The following is a 2,808-nucleotide window of genomic DNA, read 5'->3' as shown; positions in this document are numbered from 1 at the left end:
ATTCAGATGTTAAGCCTGACAAATTTTCCAAGCGTTTTGAAGCCCTCTACTTCAAGGTATTTTTACCGTTGCTGAAAAATAATAAGTAAGGCTGTAAAAAATACTTCGGCATTTTTAGGATTCATTTGAGAAATGCTGGGGTAGTCAGTATCCAAATCTTCTCTCATATCTTTTATTTCTATTTCATCATCAGCGAATACAACTTTTATTTCTTTATCTAACGGCAAGTTCTTCCCTTTCCATATATTTCTTCACCAATTCAGGGTTGTATATCCATGCAATTTTTCCTTCTTTATCCACCGCTATTTTTCCAGATTGCAGGAGATAATCAAATATTGTACAAATTGTCTGATACATCATTTTCTTTGATAAAAAAACAGAAACTACTCCTTAGCTTCCTTCAATATTTCCATATACAGTTCATCATTTATCCAGAACCCGGTTTCTCTTAATTTATCTACATGCGGTTTAATCTTTTTTATCTCTCCTACATATTTTGCCTTCAATAAAATTCCAATAATGCCTGTTATTGGAATTCCATACTTCCTTGCAAACTCTCGTGCATCATAATCATCAAGCAATAGTAAATCAGCATTTTCCCCTGCTGCCAGTGTTATGGCTTCAGCTTCTCCATCATCGAGGTACATCAACAAAGCCCTCTTCATATTTTCATTTTTTACTTTTTTAGTTGTAATCCATTCCTTATCTTTTATCTGCTTTGTTTCCTTAAAAGATTCAATGGTACATTCGTTATATACCGCTTGCGGAACGATTACCCTCCCAAATAACTCTTTCAATAAATCAATCTTTTTTATTTTTGCTAAATGAATCAAAGGTGAGGAATTGCTAACCACTTTTGGCAAATTCTATATCCTCCTTCAATTCTCTTTTTGTATAATGCCGGGGAATTTTTCTTTTTTCCAGCTCTTTTAAGAATTCCCATTTTTCCAAGCCAGCCAATTTTCTTGCTTTACCCAGTGAAATAGCCCCCCTCTGATAAAGAGAAATTGCCAGATCTCTTTTTATCGTTTTATCCACCTCGTTCCTCGGTATTTTAATGGATGAGAGGATATCTTCTGGAATCTCTATTCTCATCATGCATATTCATCAAAAAATGATTTATAAACATTCTTATTTCTTCTTACTAAAGTTGGGTAAAAATAGGGTAGGCATAGATGCGATCTGGTCTGCATCAATTACCTACTAAACATAGCAACAAATTCCACAAACAAAACCCTCTTTCCCCTTTTTCTTTTTTTGATTGTCTTTTTTTATTGACGAACCGACGGATAGGATATAGGATATCGAATGTATAAGAATAAGAATATCAGATAAAGTATGGTGAGAATATGAATGGAAATGCAAATAAGAAAAATAAGAACGAAAATGGATGTAAACCAGTTGGTCTTCGTTTGGATAGACGGGATTTGAAAGCATGGGAAGAAAGGCAGTAAAAATTCTTTACATCCACTTTTATGCTCTTCTCAAGTCTATCACGCTTTTTATCTGTAAGCCTTTTCTCTCGTTTCCATATCCAATACTTTCACTAACTCGTTCTTTTTATCCACCGAATAAAATAATCGATATTTCCCCACTCTAACTCTGTATAAATCTTCCTCTCCTTCTACCCTCTTTATGAAGAACGATTTTAAACATTTTCAAAAAATATCCACATTTTCATTCCACTCAACATATTCATTGTTAGAATCATTTTTCAACTTTCTTAATTCTTTTAATTCTTCTTCTGACAATTTTTCGGTTGGCAAAATGATTTCTTCCAATTCCTCAAGTTTTCTACGGATGAACAAAAGCTCCTTGTGTATATCTTTCAGTATAACTTCGCTGGTCATAATGAAATCAAAACCATCACAGATATATAAATATATTTCTTTCCTCCACCATCTCTACTATCTTCTATGATTTGTTTGGCTTCAGAAACTCAGTATTCTATTACTTCGATTTCTTCTATTCTTCTAAAATGTTCTACATTTCTTGTTACAATTTTGTCTTCTCCATATGAAAGAATAATTGATGCAATGAGAATATCCCTATCATCAATCATTTTTCCTCTTCCTTTTAGGTATTGGCAGTAATAACCATAGTTTTTCGCTGCCCTAATGTTCATTTCCAGCACAAAAATTATTTGGGATAGTTCGTCCACCTCTTTTATTTTTTCTTCCTTTCTGTAGTGACCATAAGCTCCCTTGTATAGTTCTGCAACGTTTATAATAGCAGTAACCAATTTCTCATTTTTCTCTATGAATTCTTCCAGTTTTCTAATTGCCTCTTTATCCTTACGAAATAAATCTGCTATGAAGGATGTATCCAGACAAACCAAATAATCACCTTAGATTAAGTTTTTTACGAGTGTCTGCTTCTGCTTTATCTAGTAGGGTTGCATATTCTTTATCTGAATGTTTTTTAATCCACTCGATAAGAATTACGGCGTTCCCTTTTTTTATTAATTTATTAACTTCCATGTTCCTATATTTGGTGAGGATATTTAATGATTGCTTTGCCTACTGGACTGTATACGTCTAAACACAGCAACAAATTCCACATACAAAACCTCTTTCCCTTTTTTTATCTTTTGTTTTTGTACTTCCGTGCTTGTCCACTCGTTAGGGTGTCTGTCTCCGCCATCTTTTTTGTATGGATTCATTTTCTATAAACTCTTGGTCTTTTATCCACCTTTAAAATAAAAATGGTTGATGATTGTTTGTCTATGTAATATAAAACCCTGTAATTCCCTATTCTTATTCTATACAAGTCCTCTTTACGTCCTTGTATCTTTATGGCTTCTTTCGG

At 33.3% G+C, this 2,808-nt stretch carries 7 protein-coding genes; all 7 read right to left on the bottom strand.

Features of this window, described 5'->3' with window-relative positions:
• Nucleotides 1-62: 62 nt before the first annotated feature.
• Nucleotides 63-227 carry a hypothetical protein gene (locus tag U9O96_00785; GenBank protein MEA2053645.1) on the bottom strand — a complete coding sequence of 55 codons (165 nt, stop codon included), beginning with the start codon at nt 225-227 and terminating at the stop codon, nt 63-65.
• Nucleotides 214-360: a hypothetical protein gene (locus U9O96_00780; protein ID MEA2053644.1), complete on the bottom strand. Its 147-nt coding sequence runs from the start codon at nt 358-360 to the stop codon at nt 214-216. The genes U9O96_00785 and U9O96_00780 overlap by 14 nt, the downstream gene beginning before the upstream one ends.
• Before the next feature lie 23 nt (nt 361-383).
• A complete protein-coding gene (locus tag U9O96_00775; GenBank protein MEA2053643.1) occupies nt 384-854 on the bottom strand; it encodes a DUF3368 domain-containing protein in 471 nt (156 codons plus the stop codon).
• Nucleotides 847-1,098: a UPF0175 family protein gene (locus tag U9O96_00770; GenBank protein ID MEA2053642.1), complete on the bottom strand. Its 252-nt coding sequence runs from the start codon at nt 1,096-1,098 to the stop codon at nt 847-849. The genes U9O96_00775 and U9O96_00770 overlap by 8 nt, the downstream gene beginning before the upstream one ends.
• A 560-nt stretch (nt 1,099-1,658) precedes the next feature.
• Nucleotides 1,659-1,850 (bottom strand): hypothetical protein, encoded by a 192-nt coding sequence (locus U9O96_00765; protein ID MEA2053641.1) that lies wholly within the window; start codon nt 1,848-1,850, stop codon nt 1,659-1,661.
• Nucleotides 1,851-1,939: 89 nt separating this feature from the next.
• Nucleotides 1,940-2,338, bottom strand: a complete 399-nt coding sequence (locus U9O96_00760) for a type II toxin-antitoxin system VapC family toxin (GenBank protein MEA2053640.1) — start codon at nt 2,336-2,338, stop codon at nt 1,940-1,942.
• A gap of 4 nt (nt 2,339-2,342) precedes the next feature.
• Entirely contained in the window at nt 2,343-2,480 is a 138-nt protein-coding gene (locus U9O96_00755; GenBank protein MEA2053639.1) for a hypothetical protein, read from the bottom strand.
• Nucleotides 2,481-2,808 lie beyond the last annotated feature (328 nt).

This window comes from Candidatus Thermoplasmatota archaeon (assembly GCA_034660695.1).
Lineage (GTDB): Archaea > Thermoplasmatota > E2 > UBA202 > DSCA01 > JAYEJS01.
This window is presented reverse-complemented; position numbering and strand designations above follow the sequence as displayed.

Coding starts and splice junctions, on each gene's coding strand:
- U9O96_00780 (MEA2053644.1), bottom strand. CDS start 360: ATGATGTATCAGACAATTTGTACAATATTTGATTATCTCCTGCAATCT.
- U9O96_00770 (MEA2053642.1), bottom strand. CDS start 1,098: ATGATGAGAATAGAGATTCCAGAAGATATCCTCTCATCCATTAAAATA.
- U9O96_00765 (MEA2053641.1), bottom strand. CDS start 1,850: ATGACCAGCGAAGTTATACTGAAAGATATACACAAGGAGCTTTTGTTC.
- U9O96_00755 (MEA2053639.1), bottom strand. CDS start 2,480: ATGGAAGTTAATAAATTAATAAAAAAAGGGAACGCCGTAATTCTTATC.